Consider the following 822-nt stretch of genomic DNA (forward strand, 5'->3'; position numbering starts at 1 on the left):
GAGCACGGTGCGGCGCTCGTCCAGCGGGTGGTAGCCGAAGGCGTCGCCGCCCACGCGGGTGCTCGGCTGGTAGAACCAGGCCGTCTGCAGCGGGCCGGCCGCCAGCGGCGGCGGCAGCAGCGAGCGCACGTAGTCGGCGGCCTTGGCCAGGTCGCGGTCGAGCTCCTGGCTCTGCTCGAGCTCACGCTCGTCGCGGAACTCGTGCTTGAGCACCTGGCGGCCCACCTGCAGCACGCCGCCGTGCGGCACCACCGCGGCGGCGAAGATGCGCTTGCCGTCGACGAAAGTGCCGTTGGTGGATCCACGGTCGCTCACGAACAGGTCGTGCTCGCGCAGCTGGAGCTCGCAGTGCACGCCGGAGATCTCGCCGTCCTTGATGACCAGCTCGCAGGGCGCGCGTCGGCCGATGCGCAGCGGCGCGTCGGACAGGCGCAGGCGCTGCGGCACGCCCTGCTCGTCGGTGTAGGTGAGGTAGTGCACCCAGCCCTGGCGCGCATCGGCCACCGTGACCCGGCCACGCACGGTGCGGATCATGGTGCGCTCGCCCTCGTCCACCGGGGCGAGCTGGGTCGGGCGGCTGTCGGGCATGTTCAAGGTGGCGCAGCATGCCACAGCCGGCTGCCCTCAGATGGGTTTCAGGCTGCCCTTGAAGCGTTCTTTCAGCGGCTCGTGGCCCAAGGGCGGGAAGTCGATCGGCACTTCGGGCACCACGTGTTCAGGCAGCGCATCGAGCAGATGGCGAATCAGCTTCAGGCGCCCGCGCCGCTGGTCGTTGAAGTCCACCAGCGTCCAGGGCGCGTGTTTCGTGTGCGTAGCCTCGAG

Annotated in this window: 1 protein-coding gene and 1 pseudogene; both read right to left on the reverse strand. The window is 70.6% G+C overall.

The window, feature by feature from the left end; genetic code table 11:
- Positions 1–588, reverse strand: a 588-nt coding sequence (locus AC01FP_RS18180; protein ID WP_474482225.1) for an FHA domain-containing protein, incomplete at its 3' end; no start/stop codon positions are given.
- A gap of 36 nt (positions 589–624) precedes the next feature.
- A pseudogene (locus AC01FP_RS18185) lies at positions 625–822 on the reverse strand (hypothetical protein); the annotation flags it as partial.

It is taken from the genome of Cyanobium sp. NIVA-CYA 375, assembly GCF_056108345.1.